Below are 21704 nucleotides of genomic sequence, written 5' to 3' on the forward strand. Positions count from 1 at the left end.
AATCTATGCCACCCGGCGCGAGGGATCGCGGCGGGTGGCGGGAGATGTTTTGCCGGCTTACTGAGCCGGAGCCGGCTGTGCCGGGTTCGGTGCCGGAGCGGGCGTGCTCGGTGATGGCGCCGGTGCCGGGGTAACCGGGGCGGGCGAGGGCGATGGCGCCGGTGCCGGCGTGGTCTGGACGTTCGGTGCCGTACTCGGCTGCGGCGTCATTCTCCCCGAATAGTGAACGGCCGCCCAAATGGCGATGATCAGCACGATGGCGGCGATGACGAGGTTCGTGGTGCGGCTCATGGAGCTACCTCCAAAATGAAAGACACGAGTATCGGGCCAGATGCGATGCCAGTTTAAATAAAGCATCCAACGCTCTGTGATCTCGTCGGATCCGGTATCGCAGGCTCTTGCTGTATCAAGGTAGTGTGGCGCAGTCCTCCGTGATTTCGACGGCGCAAACTCCAGACCCGCGCCGGGTATCATGTTCCTGGTACTTGCTCGCACCACGAACTTCCTCTGCGGCGTACCGCAGCGGGAGGTAACGCGCTCGCACCGCCTCGGGTTCCACGCGAAGCTGATTGTGCACCGCCCATGCACGTCAAAGGATGTAGCGGACGGAGCAATCGCGGCTAGACTCAACCGCAATTCGAATCCCGACAGGCTGCGGGCAGCAGCCGAACCCAAGAGCCCGACTCAAGAATGAACCACCTCATCCTTCGAGGCCGGCCTGCGGTCGGCTCCTCGGGATGAGGCGGTTCCGGATCCTGGAATCAGAGGAGACGCCGCCCATGCCGATCTCCGAGTTCGATGTCGTCACGCTGTCCAAGTCCGCGATCCGCGTGATGCATCGCGACGAACACCATGTGTATGAGTTCGCCCTGATCGATGACGGGTGCGGCCGACGCGTCGTCAGCCGCGGCCCGGCCATCGTGTTCGGCCGGCCAAGCAAGGTCGCGGCGTGGGGACTGATCGCCGACGCCGAGTGTGCGGCCCGCAGTGCTGCGCGCGAGTTCGGCTTCACCGACTGAGGCTTTCCACCCACCTTTAACCACGCCATCGCATCGCGGGGTTGTGCGCATTCGCGCGCGTTCCCTCGGTGGCGTGTGCTGCGTAATCATGTATATGGACGGATACATGATCCAAGGGGAGCCTACCCATGATTACCGTCCTGCCTGCCCTTTCCCGTCGTGTCTTCGTGCTCGGTGCGCTTTCGCTGGCGCTGCTGATTGCCCCGCAGTTGCAGCGTCCGGCGGCCGCGCAAGGCGAAACCCCGGTGGTGTTCGCCGCGGCCAGCCTGACCAATGCGTTCCAGGACATTGGCAAGGCCTATAAGGAGAAGACCGGCAAGGACGTGACCTTCTCCTTCGCCGCCTCCTCGGCGCTGGCCAAGCAGCTCGAGGCCGGCGCGCCGGCCGGCATCTTCGCCTCGGCCGACCTGAAGTGGATGGACTACACCGACGAGAAGGGCCTGACGCTGAAGGCGACGCGGGTCACCCCGATCGGCAACAGCCTCGTGCTCATCATGCCGGCGGACAAGGCCAAGGACGTCAAGATCGACAAGAACTTCGACTTCTCCGCCTTCATCGGGCCAAACGGCAAGATCTCCACCGGCCTCACCGACAGCGTGCCGATCGGCGTCTATGCCAAGACCGCGCTGACCAATCTCGGCCAGTGGGACAAGGTGAAGGACCGCGTGGTCGGTGCCGAGAGCGTGCGTGCGGCGCTGGCGCTGGTCGAGCGCGGCGAGGCTGCCGCCGGCATCGTCTATTCCACCGACGCCGCGGTAGCGAAGAATGTGAAGGTGGTCGCCACCTTCCCGGCCGACAGCCATCCGCCGGTGGAATATCCGTTCGAGATCGTGAAGGGCCAGGACAACGCCGCCACCAAGGCGTTCTTCGAGTTCCTCACCGGTCCCGAGGCCAAGGCGATCTACGCCAAGTACGGCTTCGTGGCGAAGTAGCCTGCGTGCTTCGAGGCCGCCCTGCGGGCGGCACCTCAGCATGACGAGGGTGCTTACTGTAATAAGAACCACGTCATACTGAGGTGCGAGCGTAGCGAGCCTCGAAGGATGCTCACCCCAGCGCGCGCTTTCGGTGCCGTGGTTGGAACAGGTCGCGATGCTCACCCCCGAGGAATGGACGGCGGTCTATCTCAGCCTGAAGGTGGCCTTCTGGGCGACGTTCTGGAGCCTGCCGTTCGCCATCCTCACCGCCTGGGTGCTGGCGCGCACCACCTTTCCGGGGAAGGGGCTGTTCGACGGCATCATCTATCTGCCGCTGGTGCTGCCGAAGGTGGTGGTCGGCTATCTGCTGCTGATCGCGCTCGGGGCGCGCGGCTTCCTTGGCCAGTATCTCGATGCCTGGTTCGGCATAAGGCTGATCTTCACCACGGCCGGCGCCATCGTCGCCGCCGCGGTCATCAGCTTTCCGCTCACCGTGAACGCCATCCGGCTGGCGCTGGAGGCGGTCGATCAGGGGCTGGAGACCGCCGCGCGCACGCTCGGCGCCTCTCGGCTCGATGTGTTCTTCTCGGTCACGCTGCCGCTGATGCTGCCGGGCATCCTCTCCGGCGCGCTACTCTCTATCGCCTCTGCACTGGGCGAATTCGGCGCCACCATCACCTTCGTCTCCAACGTCGAAGGCGTCACCCGCACCATCCCGCTTGCCATCTACAGCGCTACCCACATGACGGACGGCGACGCCATGGCGCTCAGGCTCACCGTGGTCTCCATCATCCTCGCGCTGGCCGCGCTGCTGATGGCGAACCTCGTCGACAAGCGCATCCGCATCATGCTCGGGCGCATATGATCGAGGTCGACATTCGCCTCGCCCGGCCGGGCTTCGCGCTCAGTGCGGACTTCTCCGCGCCGGAGGTCGGCGTCACCGCGCTGTTCGGCCGCTCCGGCGCCGGCAAGACCACCATCATCCAGGCGGTGGCCGGCGTGGCGCGGCCGGACGAGGGGAAGATCGTCGTCGGCGACGAGACCTTCTTCGATACTAAGCGCGGCATTGACGTGCCGGTGGAGCGGCGCCGCGCCGGCTATGTGTTCCAGGATGCGCGGCTGTTCCCGCACCTGAATGTCGAGCGCAATCTGCGCTATGGCGAGCGGCGCGCGCGTGTCACCGAACGCCCGATCGGCTTCGATGCGGTGGTCGACCTGCTCGGCATCGGCCATTTGCTGGCGCGGCGGCCGCACACGCTCTCCGGCGGCGAGCGCCAGCGCGTCGCCATCGGCCGGGCGCTGCTCTCGCAGCCGCGTCTGCTCCTGATGGACGAGCCGCTCGCCTCGCTCGACGAGGCACGCAAGCTGGAAATCCTGCCTTATCTCGAACGGCTGCGCGACGAGATGCGGCTGCCGATCCTGTTCGTCAGCCACTCCATCGACGAGGTGCTGCGGCTCTCCGACATGGTGGTAGCGCTGAAGGATGGGCAGCAGATGGCGGCCGGCCCGGTCGCGGACGTGATGTCGCGGCCGGACATATTGCCGGTGGTCGGGCGCTTCGATCTCGGCACCATCCTCGATTGCGCGGTGGCGCGGCATGATGCGGCCTACCAGCTCTCGACACTGACGTTTGCCGATGGCGAATTGCGCGTGCCGCAGGTGGATCGCCCGGTCGGTGCCACGGTGCGGGCGCGGGTGCGCTCACGCGACGTGTCGATCGCGCTGTCGCGGCCGGTCGATGTCTCGGTGAGCAATCTGTTCGCTGGAACGGTGTCGGCGATCCGCCGCATCGAGGGGCCTTATGCCGATGTCGAGATCACGGTCGGGACCACGGCGCTGCACGCGCAGGTGACCCACGAGAGCATCGAGCGACTGGCGCTCAAGCCGGGCCAGCCGGTCTGGGCGATGGTGAAGACGGTGGCGGTGGACAGCCGCAGCCCGTCCTTCAACGGGTCCGCTGGCGACGGTTCGCCGGAAGCGTAGGCGGCGCCGGCGCCTTCGCAGCATGTGTCGCCTGCGTCTCCTGCCAGTCGTCGGCCAGCGCCGCGCGCAATTCCTCGGCCGCCTCGCGCGTGGCTTTCGCACTGTCGCGCTCAATGCCGCGATAGAGACCGATAAGTTTCTCGCCGAACGTCGTGAGCTCGGTGCCGCGGCCGCGCCGACCCGGGAAGGTCTCGACCACGCGCTGGTTGAACATGCGGTCGAGTTCATCGACCAGCAGCCAGGCGCGCCGATAGCTCATGCCCATCTTGCGCGCCGCCGAGAGGATGGACTGCTCGGTGCGGATGGTTTCCAGCAGTTCGATCTTGCCCGGCCCGAGAAAGCGTCCGTCGCCGAAATAGAGGCGGATGAACAAGCCGTCGCGGGGCGCGTCGTGGACATCGGTGTCGGGCGGTGTTTCCGGCATGGATAGGTTTCCTTCCAGTCGCGAGGATAGGGGAGGAGCCGCCATGCCGGAAGCATGTTCAGGCTGTGGAGGTCCGGTTCGGGCGCCGCCGCGCGAGTGCCAGGTCCAGCAGCACCATCACCAGCAGCGAGGCGCCGACCAGCGGGAACACCAACCCGAACAGCGCCATGAGCAGGACGAGGCCGCGCATGGTGCGCGCGTCCGCGGGTGGCGGGGGCACGCCAAGCGTGCCCTTGGGGCGGCGCTTCCACCACATCACGCCGGCGGACACCGCCATCAGCACGATGGACAGGCAGACCGCGAGCAGCACGAGCTGGTTCGCCAGCCCGAACTCCTGGCCCATATGCACATTGATGCCCCACTCCATCGCCTTCGCCGCGGGGCCGTAATCGGCATAGCTGACATCGAGCAGCGGCTTGCCGCTGTACTGGTCGAGATGGACGACACGCTGCTTTGACAGGTCGCCGGGATAGACCGCCGCGGAATAGACGCCGCCCGGTCCATCCGGCAGGCTGAGCGCATAGCCCGGCGCCACGCCGAGCCTGTCGAACGCGGTGGCAGCGGCATCGACGCCGATCGGCTGCATGGTCTTGGGCGTTGACACCGGCATTTTCGCCTGTTCCAGCGACCAGGCGGTGGGGCCGTTGGCATGGGCGAGATGCTCGTCCGACATCGGCACGTTCACATAGACGCCGGACGGGTAGCCGTAATTCGAGCTGTTGGCCCACTCATTGACCTTCTCGCCCCAGAACATCGACCATGGCATGCCGGTCGTCGCGAGAAACCCGATGAAGAGGCCGGCAAAGGCGCCGGTCACCGCATGGAGATCGCGCCAGAACACGCGTCGCTGCGGCGTGCCGCGCACGCTGACCACGCCGCCGGTCTGCTTGCGCGGCCACCACAGATAGAAGCCGGTCGCCACCAGCAGGATGGCCCAGCCGCCGACGATCTCGATGATGGCGGTGGCGCCGGGTCCGAACTCGGCGAGGCTGTGCAGGCGGCGCACCAGCCACATCACCGTGCCGCGGTCCGGCAGTTCGCCGAGCGCGTGGGCGTCATAAGGATCGACGTAGACGGCGTACTTGTCGCCATCTGCGGTCTTCACCGTCACCTCAGCGGAGGAGGTGGGGTTCGCCGGCATGGTGATCTTCACCGCCGTGCCGGGCTGCACGCCGAGCGCGGAGTCGATCAGCCGGCCCGGAGGAAGCGGCACGGTATCGCGCACCTCTACCTGCTTGAGATCGCGGTGCCAGAGCGCGTCGATCTCGTTGTGGAAGAGATAGAGCCCGCCGGTGATGGCGAGCAGCATCATGAAGGGCAGCACCATCAGGCCGGCATAGAAGTGCCAGCGCCAGACGGCACGGTAGAGGCTGGACGGGGCGTCGCTGGACGCAGCTGTTGTGTTCATCGGAATCGGGTCCGGAAATCGAGGATGAGGGAGACGTCGGCGCTCGCCGCCCGCAGGCGGGTAGGGACGGCTCAGTTCGACGGCATGTTGTGCATGTCGTGGCCGGGCATGGCGCTATCCGGCGCCTGGCCCTTCGGGCCGCCCATGCCTTCCACCGCGAACTCCACCGCGACGGTGCCGGCCTTCTCGAAGGTCAGCGTGCCCTTGATGCGCTCGCCCTGCTTCAAGGGCTGCTTCAGCCCGATCATCATCAGATGATAGCCGCCCGGCGACAAAGCGAGCTTGCCGTTGGCAGGCACCTCGACGCCGCCCTCGATCATGCGCATCGTCATCACGCCGTCCTTCTCGGACATCTGATGGATCTCGACATGGTCGGCGACGTCGCTGGTCACCGCGACCAGCCGATCCGGTGCGGTGCCGTGATTCTCGATCGTCACATAGCCGCCGCCGACCTTAGCGCCGCCTGGCGTCATGCGCACCCAGGGATGCGCGATCTCGAGGTCGCCGGCCTTGTACTCATGGGCGAAGGCGCCGTGTGCGGTGAACAGTACGATCGCGGCGGCGAGGGTGGCGAGGCCGATGCGGTCCTCGATGCGGGCAAGCAGACGATGGCGAAGCGTGTTCAGCATGGATGGCTCCTGCGGCCGGACGCATTGTGGCGGTGCCGGCCATTCGACTGACGGGAGGGATTCCGCGAGGCGGAAAGCGCGTCAGGCGAAGGGAGGAGCGCGGGCGTTGTGCAGGCCGCGGGGCGTACCGTCGGGACCAGTCTCGACATCCACCGGTACAAGGATTGCGACCGTGACGGGGTGGGGAGCCTCAAAGCCGACAGCTACGGGAGGGGTACCGGTGCCGACCGACACATTGCAGCCGGTGGTGCAGCAGTCCGGCGTATGGCTCGCCGGATCGGACGGGCTGGCGGGGCCTTTGACGGCACCGCTGCAGAGGACCTGACCGAACCCATCCAGCGCGAATGCGGTACCGGCGTGGGTGCCGGAGGCGAGGCCGCCGAGCAGCCCCTGCAGGACGAGCAGATAGGCGGCGAGGATCGCCGTCATCGTCATCCGCATCGTGCCGCGTGCCCGCTTCATGCAATCTGCGTAGCATGCGGCACGCATCGGTGGAACGCCCACGACTGCGGCGCGTTGCCATGACCTATGGTCAGGGCGCGACGGAGGCACCCATGAAGAAGCGTGCCGCGATTGAAATCATACTGGCGCTTGCGGCGCTGCTTGCGCTTGCGGCCCCCGCCGTAGGGCAAACGCACACCCGGTGCGACGCCAGCAAGGCGCAGGCGGGGGAGGCGGCGACGCCGCCTGGTCCGGGCGACGCGTCCGGCTCCAATCCGGGCTCCACGGGCTCGACCGGCTGGACCGGTGGTACCGGCGGCTCGAACATCGGCACCTCGCCGCACGCGCCGACCCCTGGCTCGCCGAACGTACATCCGGAGACGGCGCAGGGCGTCAATCCAGTGCCGTCGCCGGCCGATCCGACGAGCGGGCCGAAGCCGAATTGTTGAGGGTGCTCTGTGTGGGCATCCTTCGAGGCCCGGCTTTGCCGGGCACCTCAGGATGACGTCGCTTATGTAACCACGTCATCCCGAGGTGCGAGCATAGCGAGCCTCGAAGGATGCTGAAGCAGAGCGCCCGCCTACTGCATCGCCCCCGGCCCGGGGAGCGCGCCGGGTGGGACCTTGCCGAGGATGATCATCCCCAGCACGTCGTCCTGCGTCACGTCCGAGGTGCGTGCGGTGCCGACCAATTTGCCGTTCTTCATCACGCTGACGCGGTCGGCGAGGTCGAACACGTCGTGGATGTCGTGGCTGATCAGGAAGATGCCGATGCCCTCGGCCTTCAGCTGCTTGATCAGCTCCGCGACCTGGGCGGTCTCCTGCGGGCCGAGTGCGGCGGTCGGCTCGTCCATGATCAGGATCTTGGCGTTGAAATGGATGGCGCGGGCGATCGCCACCGATTGCCGCTGGCCGCCGGAGAGGCCGCGCACCGGCTCCTTGAACTTGCGGAAATTCGGATTCAGCCGGCCCATCACCTCGCGCGTCGCCGCTTCCATGGCGACGTCGTCGAGCGTGCCCCACGCCGTCCTGATCTCGCGGCCGAGGAAGAGGTTGGCGGCGGCGTCCACATTGTCGGCCAGCGCCAGCGTTTGATAAATCGTCTCGATGCCGTAGCGCTTGGCATCGCGCGGATTGGCGATGGCCGCCGTCTCGCCATTGATGCGGATCTCGCCGGAATCCGCCTTGTAGGCGCCGGCCAGGATCTTGATGAGGGTCGACTTGCCGGCGCCATTATGGCCGAGCAGGCCGACGACTTCGCCGGGCATCAGGTCGACATTCACATGATCGACGGCATGGATGCCGCCGAAGGCGATGCAGATGTCGCGCATCTCCACCAGCGGCGTGCCGGGGATGAGCGAGGCGCCGGGAGGGGCGGAGACGGACGCGGTAGCCTGTGCCTGTTCCATGGTCTCTGCCCTCACTTGAAGCGCTTGCGGTACATGGTGTCGATCCACACCGCGAGCACCAGCACGATGCCGACCACGATGTTCTGGTAGGGCGTGTCGACGCGCATCAGCACCATGCCCGACTGCAGGCTCTGCATGACGATGGCGCCGAGCATGGCGCCCGCCACGGTGCCGGCGCCGCCGGACAGCGAGGTGCCGCCGATCACCGCCGCGGCAATGACATAGAGCTCGTCGAGCGTGCCTTGCGCGTTGGTCGCGGAATTGAGGCGCGCAGTGGATATCGCGGCGCCGACGGCAGCGAGGCCGCCCATCAGCGCAAACACCATCATGGTGACGCGCTTGGTGTTGATGCCGGCGAGTTCCGCCGCTTCCGGATTGCCGCCGATGGCGAACACATAGCGGCCGAAGCGGGTGCGCGTGGTCACGAAGGTCATGATGACGCCGACCGCGAGTGCCACCAGCACCGGCACCGCATAGCCGAAGCTGATGACGAGACCTTCCGGCGGCACTTCGATGCCATTGGCCTCGGCATAGCGGCGGGCCAGCGCGGCGGGCAGCGTATAGGCATTCACCACCAGCGTCGCCGCCACCACGGCGAGGCAGCCGGCGCCGGCGGTGACGAACTCGGCCCAGACCGGCTTCAGCGGGAAGCGGAAGCGCTGGCGCTGCCGGCGGGCCTGGGTGGTGGCGAACAGGATTGCGAGGCAGGCGATCGCCGCCACTACCCAGCTCCAGGTGGCACCGATCGAGCCGTCGGCGCCGCCGCCCATGAGCTTGAAATGGTCGTCGACGAGCGGGATGGTCTTGCCCTCGGCCACCGCCCAGGCGGCGCCGCGCCACACCAGCAGGCCACCCAGCGTGACGATGAAGGCCGGCACGCCGAGATAGGCGATGACATAGCCGTGCAGCGCGCCGATGGCGCAGCCGAGCACGATGCCGGCAAAGAGTGTCAGGACCCACACCGCGGGATGGTTGAAGCCGAAGGCGGGCATCAGATAGCTCACCTGGAACACCGCCATCACCATGCCGGTGACGCCGAGGATCGAGCCCACCGACAAATCGATGTGGCGCATCACGATCACCAGCACCATGCCGGTGGACATGACAGCGATGGAGGAGGTCTGGACCGAGAGGTTCCAGAGATTGCGCGCGGTGAGGAAGGTGCCGCCGGCCAGGAAATCGAAGACGATCCAGATTACCGCCAATGCGCCGATCATGCCGAGGAAGCGGATATCGACTTCCAGCGCGGCGAGCCAGGAGGTCGGTGCGGCCTGCGGCGGTGAGGCCGGCCGCGGCGGCGCACCCGCTGTCGAAATCTCGCTCATGAACTTTCCTCCTGTGCCCGCTGGCCTGCGGGCGGCGGGGTTTCGTCCCCGCCGCTTGCTTGTTGTGCGATCAGTCGCAGGCCTTGACCTTGCCCTTGGCGACGCCCTGGCAGACGGTCGCCTTCGGCACCCAGCCGGCCTCGATGATGACGCCGAGATTATCCTTGGTGATCGGCACCGGCTTCAGGAAAGTGGAGTTCATCGCCACCTTCTTCGGCCCACCGGTGAAGGTGGTGGTGCCGGCAATCGACTTCGGATCGCCGCCCTTGGCGAGCTGGAGCGCGATTTCCGCCGCCTTCTGGCCGAGCACGCGGGAATCCTTCCACACCGAGACGGTCTGGGTGCCGAGAGCGACGCGGTTCAGCGCGGCGAAATCGGCGTCCTGGCCGGAGACCGGCACCGAGCCGGCAAGGCCCTGCGCGGCGAGCGCGGCGACAGCGCCGCCGGCGGTGCCGTCATTGGAGGCGACGACGGCATCGACCTTGTTGTTGTTCGCGGTCAGGAACTGCTCGGTGTTCTTCTGGGCGTTGGCGGGCAGCCAGCCGTCGGTATAGGCCTCGCCGACATTCTTGATGTCGCCCTTGTCGATGGCCGGCTTCAGCACTTCCATCTGGCCGGAGAACAGGAAGTCGGCGTTCGGATCGGCGGCCGAGCCCTTGACGAAGAGGTAGTTGCCCTTCGGCTTCAGCTTCTGCACCTCGGCAGCCTGGAGGCGACCGACCTCCTTGTTGTCGAAGGTGATGTAATAGGCATAGGGGATCTCGATGAGCCGGTCATAGCCGACAACCGGAATGCCTTCGGCCTGGGCCTTGGCGATGGCCGGGGCGATGGCGTCGGAATCCTGGGCGAGGATGATGAGGGCGTTCGCGCCCTGCGCGATCAGCGCCTCGACGTCGGAGAGCTGCTTCGAGGCAGAGGACTGGGCGTCCGCCGAGATGTACTTGGCGCCGGCGGCGGCGAGCGCCTTCTTGATTGCGGCCTCGTCGGTCTTCCAGCGCTCTTCCTGGAAGTTCGACCAGCTTACCCCGACCACGGTGTCGGCGGCCCGCGCGGCGCCGACCGCCAGAACGCTGACCAGCGCGGCGGCGGAAATCGTCAGCGAAAGTCTCATGCATTCCTCCCAAAAATGCCGGCGGGCGATGCCGTCCCGGCTTGACCGCACACACTGCACCGATCGCACCGGCCGTCCACCCCATCGTACTGACCGGTGACTGTAACAGACGCGTTGCGCAAGATGAGTTGCGTGCCTCAGATTTTGAGGGCAACATCTCGCCATGTCCAGACCCCTTTCACGCATCACCCTGCAGGACGTCGCCCGTGAGGCCGGGGTTTCGCTCGCCACGGCGGACCGCGTGCTCAATGGACGGACCGGGGTGAGGGGAGTGACGGCGGAGAAGGTGCAGGCCGCGGTGGCCCGGCTCGGCTACCGGCCGAATCTCGCGGCGGCACGCCTGGCACGCGGCGAGACCTATCGCTTCTGCTTCGTGCTGCCGGTGGGCTCCAACGTCTTCATGCGCCAACTGGCCGAGCAGGTGGCCAGCACCGCCGACTGGGTCGCTGCGCAGAACGCCTATATCGACACGCTGCGGGTCGATGTCTTCGCGCCCGAGACGCTGGCCGCCGCGCTCGAAGGGCTGATCGGGCATTATGACGGCGTCGCCGTGGTCGCGCTCGACCATCCGCAGGTGCGGGCCGCGATCGACGATCTGGTCGATGCCGGCATCGCCGTGGTGACGCTGGTCTCCGACGTGCCGTCCTCGCAGCGCTTCCATTATGTCGGCATCGACAACATCGCCGCCGGGCGCACCGCGGCGACGCTGCTCGGCCGCTTCGCCGGCGGGCGTACCGGCGCGGTCGGGCTGATCCTCGGCACCCCGGCACTGCGCGACCATGCCGAGCGGCAGTTCGGCTTCATGCAGGTGATGGCCGGCGAATATCCGGCGCTGCATGTGCTGCCCCCGGTCCAGAGCCTCGACGAGGACGACCGCGCCCATGCCGTCACCGAGGCGATGCTGCGCGCGCATCCCGACCTGGTCGGGCTCTATAATGTCGGCGCCGGCAATCGCGGCGTCGCCACCGCCATCACCGGCACCAATCGCGGCAGCGACTTGGTCTTCGTTGGCCATGACCTCACCGACGACACCCGCCGCTTCCTGCTGCGCGGGGTGATGGACGCCGTGATCAACCAGGATGCCGGCCACCAGTCGCGCTCGGCGGCGCGGGTGCTGCTGGCGCGCTGCTCCGGCGAGCCCTTGATGACCGAGCAGGAACGTATCCGCATCGACATCTTCGTGCGGGACAATCTGCCGTGACCCTTATTCCAGCAACGCCAGACGAGGCTTGATCCTTATGTTCCTCGGCCTCGATATCGGTACCTCCGCGGTGAAGGCCGTGCTCGTCGACGGCGAGCAGCGCGTGCTCGCCACCACCGAGGTTCCGCTCGCCATTTCCCGCCCGCATCCCGGCCATAGCGAGCAGGATCCGGAGGAGTGGTGGCAGGCGACACTCAAGGCCATCGATGCCTTGAGGGCCCAGCAGCCGGCGGCGCTGTCGGCGGTGCAGGGGCTCGGCCTCTCCGGCCAGATGCATGGGGCGGTGCTGCTGGACGCCTCCGGCGCCGTGCTGCGGCCGGCGATCCTGTGGAATGACGGCCGCGCCTTTGCCGAGTGCCGCGAGATCGAGGAGCGCTTTCCGGCGCTGCATCGCGTCGCCGGCAATCTCGCCTTTCCCGGCTTCACCGCGCCGAAGCTGTTGTGGGTTCGGCACCACGAGCCCGACATCTTCGCCCGCACTGCCAAGGTGCTGCTGCCGAAGGCCTATGTCGGCTATCGCCTCACCGGCGAAATGGTGGAGGAGATGTCGGACGCCTCCGGCACGCTCTGGCTCGATGTCGGCAAGCGCGACTGGTCGGACGAGGCGCTCGCCGCGACCTTCATGACGCGCGAGCATATGCCCCGGCTGATCGAGGGCAGCCAGCCCGCGGCCCGGCTGAAGTCGGAGCTTGCCGCCCGCTGGGGCATGGCGAGCGCGCCCGTCATCGCCGGCGGGGCAGGCGACAATGCCGCCGGCGCGGTCGGCCTCGGGGCGATCCATCCGAACGACGCGTTCGTCTCGCTCGGCACCTCGGGCGTGCTGTGGGCGACCACGGACCGCTTCGCCCCCAATCCGGAATCCAGCGTCCACGCCTTCTGCCACGCCATTCCCGCGACCTGGCACCAGATGGGTGTCATCCTCTCCGCCGCCTCCGCGCTCGGTTGGTGGGCGCATGCGGCGGGTGAGGAGCCCGGCGATCTGCTGAAGCCGCTCGGCGATGCGCCGAAGGCGCCCTCGAGTGCGATCTTCCTGCCGTATCTCTCCGGCGAGCGTACGCCGCACAATGACACGGTGATCCGCGGCGGCTTCCTCGGGCTCGACCATGATGCCTCGCGCGGGACGCTGACCCAGGCCGTGCTGGAAGGCGTTGCCTTCGCTTTCAGGGATTGCCTCGACGCCCTCAAGGCCGCCGGTACTCGCCTCGAACAGGCTGATGTCATTGGTGGCGGCTCGCGCTCGCGCTTCTGGATCGCCATCCTCGCCAGCGTGCTCGACCTGCCGCTCAACCGCGTGGCGGACGGCGAGCGGGGCGGGGCGTTCGGCGCGGCGCGGCTCGCGCGCATGGCCGCCACCGGCGAATCCGCCGCTGCCATCTGCACCCCGCCGCAGCGGATCGAGACCATTGCGCCCGACCCGGCGCTCGTCGCGGCTTACGCGGAACAGCATGCGCGCTATCGCGCGCTCTACCCGGCACTCAAGGGAGTCCTGTCATGAATGCCCCCGCCCGTTTCTTCGGCGAGATCCAGCCTTTGCGCTATGAGGGTCCGGAAAGCCGGAACCTCTACGCCTATCGCTGGTACGACAAGGACCGGATGGTGCTCGGCAAGCGGATGGAGGACCATCTGCGCTTCGCCATCGCCTATTGGCACTCCTTCACCTGGCCGGGCGGCGACCCGTTCGGCGGTGAGACCTTCCTGCGTCCCTGGATGCACGGCGGCGACGAGATGGCACTCGCGCGCGCCAAGGCGGATGTCGCCTTCGACCTGTTCCGCATCCTCGATGTGCCGTTCTTCTGCTTCCACGACCGCGACATCGCCCCGGAGGGCAAGTCGCTGAAGGAATCGAACGCGAACGTGCGCGCCATCGCCGACGTCTTCACCAAGAAGATGGAGACCGAGAAGGTGCGCCTGCTCTGGGGCACCGCGAACCTGTTTTCCAATCGCCGCTTCATGGCGGGGGCCGCCACTAACCCGGATCCCGACGTGTTCGCCTATGCCGCGGGCCAGGTGAAGCATGTGCTTGAACTGACTCATGAACTCGGCGGCCAGAACTATGTTTTGTGGGGCGGCCGCGAGGGTTACGAGACCCTGCTCAACACCGACCTGAAGCGCGAGCTCGACCAGATGGGCCGCTTCCTCAACCTCGTGGTCGAGCACAAGCACAGGATCGGCTTCAAGGGCACCATCCTGATCGAGCCCAAGCCGCAGGAGCCGACCAAGCACCAATACGACTTCGACGTCGGCACGGTCTATGGCCTGCTCTGCCGCGCCGGACTGCAGGATGAGGTGAAGGTCAATATCGAGGCCAACCACGCCACGCTGGCCGGCCACAGCTTCGAGCACGAGATCGCCATGGCGGCGGCGCTGGGCATTTTCGGCTCGATCGACATGAACAAGGGCGACGCCCAGTCCGGCTGGGACACCGACCAGTTCCCGACCAATATCGAGGACACCGCGCTGGCCATCTACGAGATCATCAAGGCCGGCGGCTTCACTACCGGCGGGATGAATTTCGACGCCAAGATCCGTCGCCAGTCGCTGGATCCCGAGGACCTCCTGCTCGCCCATTCCGGCGCCATGGATTTGTGCGCCCGCGCGCTGCTGGTGGCGGCGAAGATGGTGGAGGACGGCGCGCGGCAGCGTGCGGTCGACGAGCGCTATGCCGGCTGGAACGGCCCTGAAGCCAGGGCGATGCTCTCGGACGAGAGTTCGCTTGCGGACATTGCCGCGCGCGTGGAGGCCGAGGGCCTCGACCCGCAGCCGCGCTCGGGTCGTCAGGAGCGACTGGAGAATCTGGTGGCGAGCTATTTCTGACCATGTCGATGACGGACGATCAGGCGACGAAGATCATGCAACTCCTGCTCTCGCTTGATCGTCCACTCGGCGAACTCATGACGCTATCGCGAGAGACTGCTGACGTGGCCTTGAAGAAAAAGCTCGATGATGCGTGGGAAGATATCCTGCAAACGCAATTCGAGATCATCGAACGGATGCGCTCGATCTACCCGCATCTGAAAGCATACGACTAAACGCCAAAAGGCGCCGCAAGAGCGCTCGAGGCACATCATGGGAGGAGTGAATGGCATCCAATGTGAAGGGGCCGGCGATCTTTCTCGCCCAGTTTGCGGGCGATCAGGCGCCGTTCAATTCGTGGGACTCGATCTGCAAATGGGCGTCCGAGCTCGGCTATGCGGGGGTGCAGATCCCCTCATGGGACGGGCGCCTGTTCGATCTCGAAAAGGCAGCGTCCTCGAAGGATTATTGCGACGAGATCAAGGGCGTGGCGGCTGGGCACCGGCTGACCATTACCGAATTGTCGACCCATCTCCAGGGTCAGCTGGTGGCGGTGCATCCGGCGTTTGACGAGGCATTCGACGCCTTCGCCCCGGCGGCGGTGCATGGCAAGCCATCGGCGCGCCAGGCCTGGGCGGTGCAGCAGATGAAGCATGCCGCGAAAGCCTCGCAGCATCTGGGGCTCACCGGCCATGTCTCCTTCCCCGGCGCGCTGGCCTGGCCGTTCGCCTATCCCTGGCCGCAGCGCCCGGCGGGCTTGGTCGAGACCGCGTTTGCCGAACTCGGCAAGCGCTGGACGCCGATCCTCGATGCCTTCGACGAGGCGGGGGTCGATGTCGGCTACGAGATCCATCCCGGCGAGGACGTGTTCGACGGCGCCACTTTCGAGATGTTCCTCGACGCGGTGGGCGGCCATCCGCGCTGCGGCATCAATTACGACCCCTCGCACTTCGTGCTGCAGCAACTGGATTATCTCGCCTTCATCGACATCTACCACGAGCGCATCACCGCGTTCCATGTGAAGGACGCCGAGTTCAATCCGACCGGCCGGCAGGGCGTCTATTCCGGCTATGCGCCGTGGGTGGACCGTGCCGGGCGTTTCCGCTCGTTGGGCGACGGCCAGGTCGATTTCAGCGCGATCTTCTCGAAGATGGCGCAGTACGGCTATGACCGCTGGGCGGTGCTGGAATGGGAGTGCTGCCTGAAGCACCCCGAGGACGGCGCGCGCGAGGGCGCCGAGTTCATCAAGCACCACCTCATCCGCGTCACCGAGAAGGCATTCGACGACTTTGCCGGCGGCTCCGTGGACCAGGGCAAGGTCAACCGGATGCTGGGGCTCTGATCCTCCAGGCGTCATCCCGGACGGCCAACGGCCGATCCGGGATCGCGGGACGATAGGGAGCCATCTTTCGGCGCGCGATCCCGGCTCTCCGCTGCGCTACGGCCGGGATGACGACGAACGAACAAAACCAGGGAGAACACCAATGTCCATCGAAGGACGGGGAGACGGCGGCTCATCGGGCCGTATCCGGCTCGGCATGGTCGGCGGCGGCGAGGGGGCGTTCATCGGCGCGGTGCACCGCATCGCGGCGCGGCTCGACGACCAGTATGAGCTGGTGGCCGGGGCGCTGTCCTCGACGCCGGAGAAGTCGCACCGCTCCGGCGCGGCGCTCGGCCTGGCATCGGATCGCGTTTACGATGAGTTCGCCATCATGGCCAAGGCGGAAGCGGCGCGGGCCGACGGCATCGAGGTGGTGGCCATCGTCACGCCGAACCACATGCATGCGCCGGTGGCGAAAGCCTTCCTTGAGGCCGGCATCCATGTGATCTGCGACAAGCCGCTGACCACAGATCTCGATTCCGCTCATGCGCTCAAGGCATTGGCAGGACAGACGAATCGCATCTTCGCCGTGACCCACAACTACACCGGCTATCCGATGGTGCGCCATGCCCGCGAGATGGTGGCGAATGGCGAGCTCGGCGACATCCGGGTCGTCCAGGTGCAGTATGCGCAGGACTGGCTGACCGAGCGGCTGGAGGATAGCGGCCAGAAGCAGGCGGCGTGGCGGGTCGACCCGGCACAGGCCGGGGCAGGCGGCTGCATCGGCGATATCGGCACCCATGCCTACAATCTCGCCGACTACATCACCGGGATTCCGGTCCGCTCGCTCTGCGCGGAACTGACGACCTTCGTGCCCGGGCGCCGGCTCGATGACAATGTGCAGATCATGCTGCGCTACGCCAATGGCGCGAAGGGCTTCCTGTGGTCCAGCCAGGTGGCGCCGGGCAATGAGAATAATCTCGGCATCAAGATCTATGGCACCAAGGGCGGGCTGGAATGGTGGCAGGAGCACCCGAACCAGCTGCATTGGTCGCCGCTCGGCGAGCCGACCCGGGTGATCGCACGCGCCACCGGCGCCGCGGGACTGGCGGCGGGGCGGGTGACGCGAACGCCGTCCGGCCATCCCGAAGGCTATCTGGAGGGCTTCGCCAATATCTATAGCGAAGTGGCACGCGCCATCCGCGCCGCCCGCACCGGCGAGTCGCTCGATCCGGCGGTGAACTTCCCGACGGTCGATGACGGGGTGAAGGGTGTCGCCTTCATCGAGGCGGCGGTGAAGTCGTCCAGGGCCGGGGCGGTGTGGGTGGAGCTGTAGGCTCTGCTCCGCTCCTCGCAAGACGTCATCCCGCCTACCTGTGAAGTGTCATCCCGGACGGCCGGAGGCCGATCCGAGATCGCAGGAAGGCGTTGAACGGCACTTTCTTACGATCCCGGCTCTCCGCTTCGCTGCGGCCGGGACGACGCCTGTTTGAAAGACGACGGCCGCCGTCTCTCAACGTAAGTCTGACCCGCTTTCATCTTGCACGCCTCTCACGTTCGTGCTGATGTGCGTACCTCAGAATATGCCGCAAAGTTTAGCTTGCGGTGTTTAGTAAAGTGCGTTCTACTAAACATATCCCGTATGATCGGCCCGTTAGAAGCTGGCGGCGGGGAGGAAACGTTACTCAGCGTCATGACCGTCCCTCGCCAGCCAAGCGGGGCGATGCCCTAGCGGCTTGCCGGCGTCTCTCGCCGGGCCGAAAGGGCATGTCCGCATCCGGTCATCGATAGCCAACGGGAGGAGGAACACCCATGAGGAAGCTGTTGGCGGCCGCCGCCGCGCTCGCCGCCTTTGCCGTGGCGCCGCTCGCGCCCGCGCAGGCCCAATCCAAGCAGATCACGCTGTGCTGGGCCGCCTGGGATCCGGCGAATGCTTTGGTCGAACTGTCCAAGGACTTCACAGCGAAGTCCGGCATCCAGATGAAGTTCGAATTCGTGCCGTGGACCAGCTTCGCCGACCGCTTCCTCAACGAGCTGAACTCGAAGGGCAAGCTCTGCGACCTGCTGATCGGTGACAGCCAGTGGCTCGGCGGCTCGGCCGAGAACGGCCATTACGTCAAGCTGAACGACTTCTTCGCCAAGGAAGGCATCAAGATGTCGTCCTTCCTGCCGGCCGCCGTGGAAGGTTATTCCACCTGGCCGAAGGGCTCCGACAATTACTGGGCGCTGCCGGCCATGGGCGACGCGCTCGGCTGGACCTATCGCAAGGACTGGTTCGCCAAGCCCGAGCTGCAGCAGGCCTTCAAGGCCAAGTATAATCGCGACCTGGCACCGCCCAAGACCTGGGACGAGCTGAAGCAGGTGGCGGAATTCTTCCAGGGCCGCGAGGTCGACGGCAAGAAGGTCTATGGCGCTGCCATCTTCACCGAGCGCGGCTCGGAAGGCATCACCATGGGCGCCACCGCCGCGCTCTATCCCTATGGCTTCGAGTATCAGAACCCGAAGAAGCCCTACGACATGGAAGGCTTCGTGAATTCGCCGGATTCGGTGAAGGGTCTGGAAGCCTACAAGGCGCTGTTCAAGTGCTGCACGCCTCCCGGCTATACCGACGCCTACATGCAGGAAGGCTTGGACGCCTTCAAGTCGGGCCAGGTGGCGATGATGATGAACTGGTTCGCCTTCTTCCCGGGCCTCTACAAGGACGAGAAGGTGGGTGGCGATCGCATCGGCTTCTTCGTGAACCCGAAGGCGAAGATCGCGGCATCCCCGCTCGGCGGGCAGGGCATCTCGGTGGTCTCGTACTCCGCGAACAAGGACGCCGCGCTCCAGTACATCAAGTGGTTTGCGCAGGACGATGTGCAGGCCAAGTGGTGGTCGCTCGGCGGCTATAGCTGCGCCAAGTCGGTGCTCGAGGCGCCGGGCTTCCCGAAGTCGGCGCCGTTCGCGGCGGACTTCTTGGTCGCCATGGGCCAGGTGAAGGACTTCTGGCAGGAGCCGTCCTATGCCGAGCTGATGCAGTCGATGCAGAAGCGCGTGCATGACTATGTGGTGGCCGACAAGGGCACCGCGAAGGAAGCCCTCGATCTGATGATCAAGGATTGGCAGAAGACCTTCAAGGAAGACGGGCGGATCTGACGCCGTCTTAACCTGGGGCGATACTTCGGCCCCAAGCAACGTCATCCCCGGGCTTGCCCCGGGGATCCACGGCCTCGCTCCGGCTGGTCAGCGACGTGGATGGCTGGCGAAGCCGAGGCGACAGCCTCGGCGTCTCTCAACAGGCGGCGACCTGAGGTCGCCTTTGCCCGGCCATGACGAATGGGAGGTGGTGACCTCCGAATGTTTTCGCGATCCCGGATAGTCGCCTACGGCGCCCTCCGGGATGACGAAGCCGAGGAGCGGGTGTCGGAAATCCCGCGCCATTGCAGTTTTGGAAACGCCATGACGGAAACATCCACGGTCAGTCATCTCGCGCGGGGCGCCGCCGAGGCGACGCCGGAGCCGGTCGCCCGGCGCGTGCGGGGCCTGTCCGACCGGGCCATTGCCTGGGTATTCATCGCCCCGACCATCATCCTGCTGCTGGCGATCAACATCTTTCCGCTGATCTGGACCATCCAGCTCTCCTTCACGAACTACCGGGCGAACCGGCCGAACGCGGCGGTGACCAATGTCGGCGTCGAGCATTACTCCAATATCCTGTCCGATCCCGACGTCTGGCATTCGATGCAGGTCACCGCGCACTTCGTGCTGTGGACCATCGTCATCCAGACCGTGCTCGGCTTCGCGCTGGCCTATCTGATCGACCGCAAGTTCCGCGGCCACGGCTTCTGGACCACGGTGATCCTGATCCCGATGATGCTGTCGCCGGCGGTGGTGGGGAATTTCTGGAAGTTCCTCTACCAGCCGCAGATCGGGCTGTTCAACTACATCGTCGGCTTCTTCACCGGGATGGACCCGTCTTCCTTCCAGATGATCGGCGATGTCCGGCTGGCGCCGTGGTCGATCATCATCGTCGATACCTGGATGTGGACGCCCTATGTGATGCTGATCTGCCTCGCCGGGCTGCGCTCCATTCCCGATTACATCTATGAGGCGGCGGAAGTCGACCGCGCCTCGGCGTGGCGGCAGTTCTGGTCGATCACGCTGCCGATGGCGATGCCGTTCATCATGCTCGCGGTGCTGTTCCGCGGCATCGAGAACTTCAAGATGTTCGACCTGGTGAACCTGCTCACCTCCGGCGGCCCGGGCTCCACCACCGAAGTCGCGTCCATTACGCTGAAGCGCGAGGCGTTCGAGAAATGGCGCACCGGCTATTCCTCGGCCTTCGCGATCATCCTGTTCGTCACGGTGTTCGGGCTGGCGAACATCTATGTGAAAGCGCTGAACCGGGTGAAGAGTCGATGAGTGTACTTAGTTTGATTGGGCAAGGGCCCCTCACCCCAACCCTCTCCCCCAGGGGGAGAGGGGGCAAGGAGCGCCGTCTTCACCTCTCCCCGACGGGGAGAGGTCGGATCGCGGTAGCGATCCGGGTGAGGGGGCGCATCGGCGCCGAGGAGTCCTGACATGCCCGGCATCTCAACTGCCCATTCGGTCGTCGAGCCCTCCGCGCTGTCGAAGCGCATCGCCTGCGGCGTGGTGATCCTCTATGCGCTGATCGCCATGATCCCGCTGGTGTGGATCCTGCTCACCGGCTTCAAGACGCCGCCGGATTCCATCTCCTATCCGCCGAAGCTGGTGTTCGCGCCGTCGCTGGAGGGCTATTGCAACCTCTTTACCACGCGCTCGCGGCAGACCCCGGAATACATCGCCAATCTGCCGCCAGCGAACGGCATGTGCGACGAGATCGCCCGCAACCGCAACATGGTGATCGCCGGCCCGTCGAAGTTCGCGCCGCGCTTCCTCAACTCGCTCATCATCGCCTTCTCCTCGACGCTGCTGGCGGTGGGGCTCGGCACGCTGGCGGCCTATGGCTTCTCGCGGTTCAAGGTGCCGCTGGCGGATGATCTTTTGTTCTTCATCCTGTCGACCCGGATGATGCCGCCGATCGCGGTGGCGATCCCGATCTACCTGATGTACCGCGAGCTCGGCCTCTCCGACACCAGGCTCGGCATGATCCTGCTCTACACCGCGGTGAACGTCTCGCTGGCGGTGTGGCTGCTCAAGGGCTTCATCGACGAGATCCCGCGCGAATACGAGGAGGCCGCGATGATCGACGGCTATACGCGGCTGCAGGCATTCCGCAAGGTGGTGCTGCCGCAGGCGGCGACCGGCATCGCGGCGACTGCGATCTTCTGCCTGATCTTCGCCTGGAACGAATATGCCTTCGCGGTGCTGCTGACCTCGGGCGAGGCGCAGACCACGCCGCCATTCATTCCCTTCATCATCGGCGAAGGCGGCCAGGACTGGCCGGCGGTGGCGGCGGCGACGACGCTGTTCGTGATCCCGATCTTCGTCTTCACCATATTGCTGCGCAAGCACCTGCTGCGCGGCATCACCTTCGGGGCGGTGCGGAAATGAGCGCGACCGATCACACGCCGACGCCTGCCGCACCCGCCAAACCGTTCCGGCTGTTCCGCCGCGGGCCGTGGGAGAACGTCGCCACCATCGTCATCGCGGCAGGGGTCATCATGCTGATGCAGCCCTTCTCGATCGAGCTCTATGGCTGGTCGTTCCTGACCACGCTCATCGGCACCGCGATGTTCATCATCGTCTCCAAGTTTCCGGACTAGG

At 66.1% G+C, this 21704-nt stretch carries 23 protein-coding genes; 15 read left to right on the forward strand and 8 right to left on the reverse strand.

Annotated elements, in window-relative coordinates; genetic code table 11:
- Positions 1-57: 57 nt before the first annotated feature.
- Complete coding sequence (locus G3545_RS27585; protein WP_170017496.1) at positions 58-291, reverse strand: hypothetical protein; 234 nt, start codon at positions 289-291, stop codon at positions 58-60.
- A 488-nt stretch (positions 292-779) separates the two neighbouring features.
- Here G3545_RS27585 and G3545_RS27590 point away from each other — a divergent pair, with 488 nt between their 5' ends.
- From G3545_RS27590 to modC, 4 genes are all read left to right on the forward strand, one after another.
- Positions 780-1019, forward strand: coding sequence for a hypothetical protein (locus tag G3545_RS27590; RefSeq protein ID WP_170017497.1), 240 nt, complete (start codon positions 780-782; stop codon positions 1017-1019).
- A 128-nt stretch (positions 1020-1147) separates the two neighbouring features.
- Positions 1148-1951 (forward strand): molybdate ABC transporter substrate-binding protein, encoded by an 804-nt coding sequence (modA, locus tag G3545_RS27595; protein WP_170017498.1) that lies wholly within the window; start codon positions 1148-1150, stop codon positions 1949-1951.
- A gap of 157 nt (positions 1952-2108) precedes the next feature.
- Positions 2109-2798 carry a molybdate ABC transporter permease subunit gene (gene modB, locus G3545_RS27600; protein WP_170018305.1) on the forward strand — a complete coding sequence of 230 codons (690 nt, stop codon included), beginning with the start codon at positions 2109-2111 and terminating at the stop codon, positions 2796-2798.
- Positions 2795-3916, forward strand: a complete 1122-nt coding sequence (modC, locus tag G3545_RS27605) for a molybdenum ABC transporter ATP-binding protein (RefSeq protein WP_170017499.1) — start codon at positions 2795-2797, stop codon at positions 3914-3916. The genes modB and modC overlap by 4 nt, the downstream gene beginning before the upstream one ends.
- Here modC and G3545_RS27610 read toward each other — a convergent pair.
- From G3545_RS27610 to G3545_RS27625, 4 genes are all read right to left on the reverse strand, one after another.
- On the reverse strand, positions 3879-4340 hold the full coding sequence (locus tag G3545_RS27610; protein WP_170017500.1) for a LysR family transcriptional regulator: 462 nt from the start codon (positions 4338-4340) through the stop codon (positions 3879-3881). The two genes, modC and G3545_RS27610, sit on opposite strands and share 38 nt — an antisense overlap.
- Positions 4341-4398: 58 nt before the next feature.
- Positions 4399-5748: a PepSY domain-containing protein gene (locus G3545_RS27615; RefSeq protein WP_170017501.1), complete on the reverse strand. Its 1350-nt coding sequence runs from the start codon at positions 5746-5748 to the stop codon at positions 4399-4401.
- Positions 5749-5819: 71 nt separating this feature from the next.
- Complete coding sequence (locus G3545_RS27620) at positions 5820-6377, reverse strand: copper chaperone PCu(A)C (protein ID WP_170017502.1); 558 nt, start codon at positions 6375-6377, stop codon at positions 5820-5822.
- A gap of 81 nt (positions 6378-6458) precedes the next feature.
- On the reverse strand, positions 6459-6866 hold the full coding sequence (locus tag G3545_RS27625; RefSeq protein ID WP_170017503.1) for a hypothetical protein: 408 nt from the start codon (positions 6864-6866) through the stop codon (positions 6459-6461).
- A 65-nt stretch (positions 6867-6931) separates the two neighbouring features.
- Here G3545_RS27625 and G3545_RS27630 point away from each other — a divergent pair, with 65 nt between their 5' ends.
- A complete protein-coding gene (locus tag G3545_RS27630; protein ID WP_170008860.1) occupies positions 6932-7267 on the forward strand; it encodes a hypothetical protein in 336 nt (111 codons plus the stop codon).
- A 131-nt stretch (positions 7268-7398) separates the two neighbouring features.
- Here the strand turns inward: G3545_RS27630 and G3545_RS27635 are convergent, their stop codons facing one another.
- The 3 genes from G3545_RS27635 to xylF form a co-directional block, all read right to left on the reverse strand.
- The gene (locus G3545_RS27635) at positions 7399-8148 is read right to left on the reverse strand and encodes an ATP-binding cassette domain-containing protein (RefSeq protein WP_170018306.1); all 750 of its coding nucleotides are present in this window, start codon (positions 8146-8148) and stop codon (positions 7399-7401) included.
- Positions 8149-8237: 89 nt separating this feature from the next.
- Positions 8238-9551, reverse strand: coding sequence for a sugar ABC transporter permease (locus G3545_RS27640; protein ID WP_170017504.1), 1314 nt, complete (start codon positions 9549-9551; stop codon positions 8238-8240).
- Between the two features lie 70 nt (positions 9552-9621).
- Complete coding sequence (xylF, locus tag G3545_RS27645; protein ID WP_170017505.1) at positions 9622-10662, reverse strand: D-xylose ABC transporter substrate-binding protein; 1041 nt, start codon at positions 10660-10662, stop codon at positions 9622-9624.
- A gap of 163 nt (positions 10663-10825) precedes the next feature.
- Between xylF and G3545_RS27650 the strand changes: the two genes are divergently transcribed.
- From G3545_RS27650 to G3545_RS27695, 10 genes are all read left to right on the forward strand, one after another.
- Complete coding sequence (locus G3545_RS27650) at positions 10826-11863, forward strand: LacI family DNA-binding transcriptional regulator (RefSeq protein WP_170017506.1); 1038 nt, start codon at positions 10826-10828, stop codon at positions 11861-11863.
- Between the two features lie 37 nt (positions 11864-11900).
- A complete protein-coding gene (gene xylB / locus G3545_RS27655; RefSeq protein ID WP_170018307.1) occupies positions 11901-13358 on the forward strand; it encodes a xylulokinase in 1458 nt (485 codons plus the stop codon).
- A complete protein-coding gene (gene xylA, locus G3545_RS27660; RefSeq protein ID WP_170017507.1) occupies positions 13355-14677 on the forward strand; it encodes a xylose isomerase in 1323 nt (440 codons plus the stop codon). The genes xylB and xylA overlap by 4 nt, the downstream gene beginning before the upstream one ends.
- 2 nt (positions 14678-14679) lie before the next feature.
- On the forward strand, positions 14680-14892 hold the full coding sequence (locus G3545_RS27665; protein WP_170017508.1) for a hypothetical protein: 213 nt from the start codon (positions 14680-14682) through the stop codon (positions 14890-14892).
- 50 nt (positions 14893-14942) lie between these two features.
- Positions 14943-15998 (forward strand): sugar phosphate isomerase/epimerase, encoded by a 1056-nt coding sequence (locus G3545_RS27670; protein WP_170017509.1) that lies wholly within the window; start codon positions 14943-14945, stop codon positions 15996-15998.
- Between the two features lie 142 nt (positions 15999-16140).
- Positions 16141-17313, forward strand: coding sequence for a Gfo/Idh/MocA family oxidoreductase (locus G3545_RS27675; RefSeq protein WP_170017510.1), 1173 nt, complete (start codon positions 16141-16143; stop codon positions 17311-17313).
- Between the two features lie 476 nt (positions 17314-17789).
- Positions 17790-19112: an extracellular solute-binding protein gene (locus G3545_RS27680; RefSeq protein ID WP_170017511.1), complete on the forward strand. Its 1323-nt coding sequence runs from the start codon at positions 17790-17792 to the stop codon at positions 19110-19112.
- A gap of 303 nt (positions 19113-19415) precedes the next feature.
- The gene (locus G3545_RS27685; protein ID WP_170017512.1) at positions 19416-20378 is read left to right on the forward strand and encodes a sugar ABC transporter permease; all 963 of its coding nucleotides are present in this window, start codon (positions 19416-19418) and stop codon (positions 20376-20378) included.
- Between the two features lie 159 nt (positions 20379-20537).
- Positions 20538-21491, forward strand: a complete 954-nt coding sequence (locus tag G3545_RS27690) for a carbohydrate ABC transporter permease (RefSeq protein ID WP_170017513.1) — start codon at positions 20538-20540, stop codon at positions 21489-21491.
- Complete coding sequence (locus G3545_RS27695) at positions 21488-21703, forward strand: hypothetical protein (RefSeq protein ID WP_170017514.1); 216 nt, start codon at positions 21488-21490, stop codon at positions 21701-21703. The genes G3545_RS27690 and G3545_RS27695 overlap by 4 nt, the downstream gene beginning before the upstream one ends.
- Position 21704: the final 1 nt, after the last annotated feature.

The sequence above is a fragment of the Starkeya sp. ORNL1 genome, assembly GCF_012971745.1.
GTDB lineage: Bacteria > Pseudomonadota > Alphaproteobacteria > Rhizobiales > Xanthobacteraceae > Ancylobacter.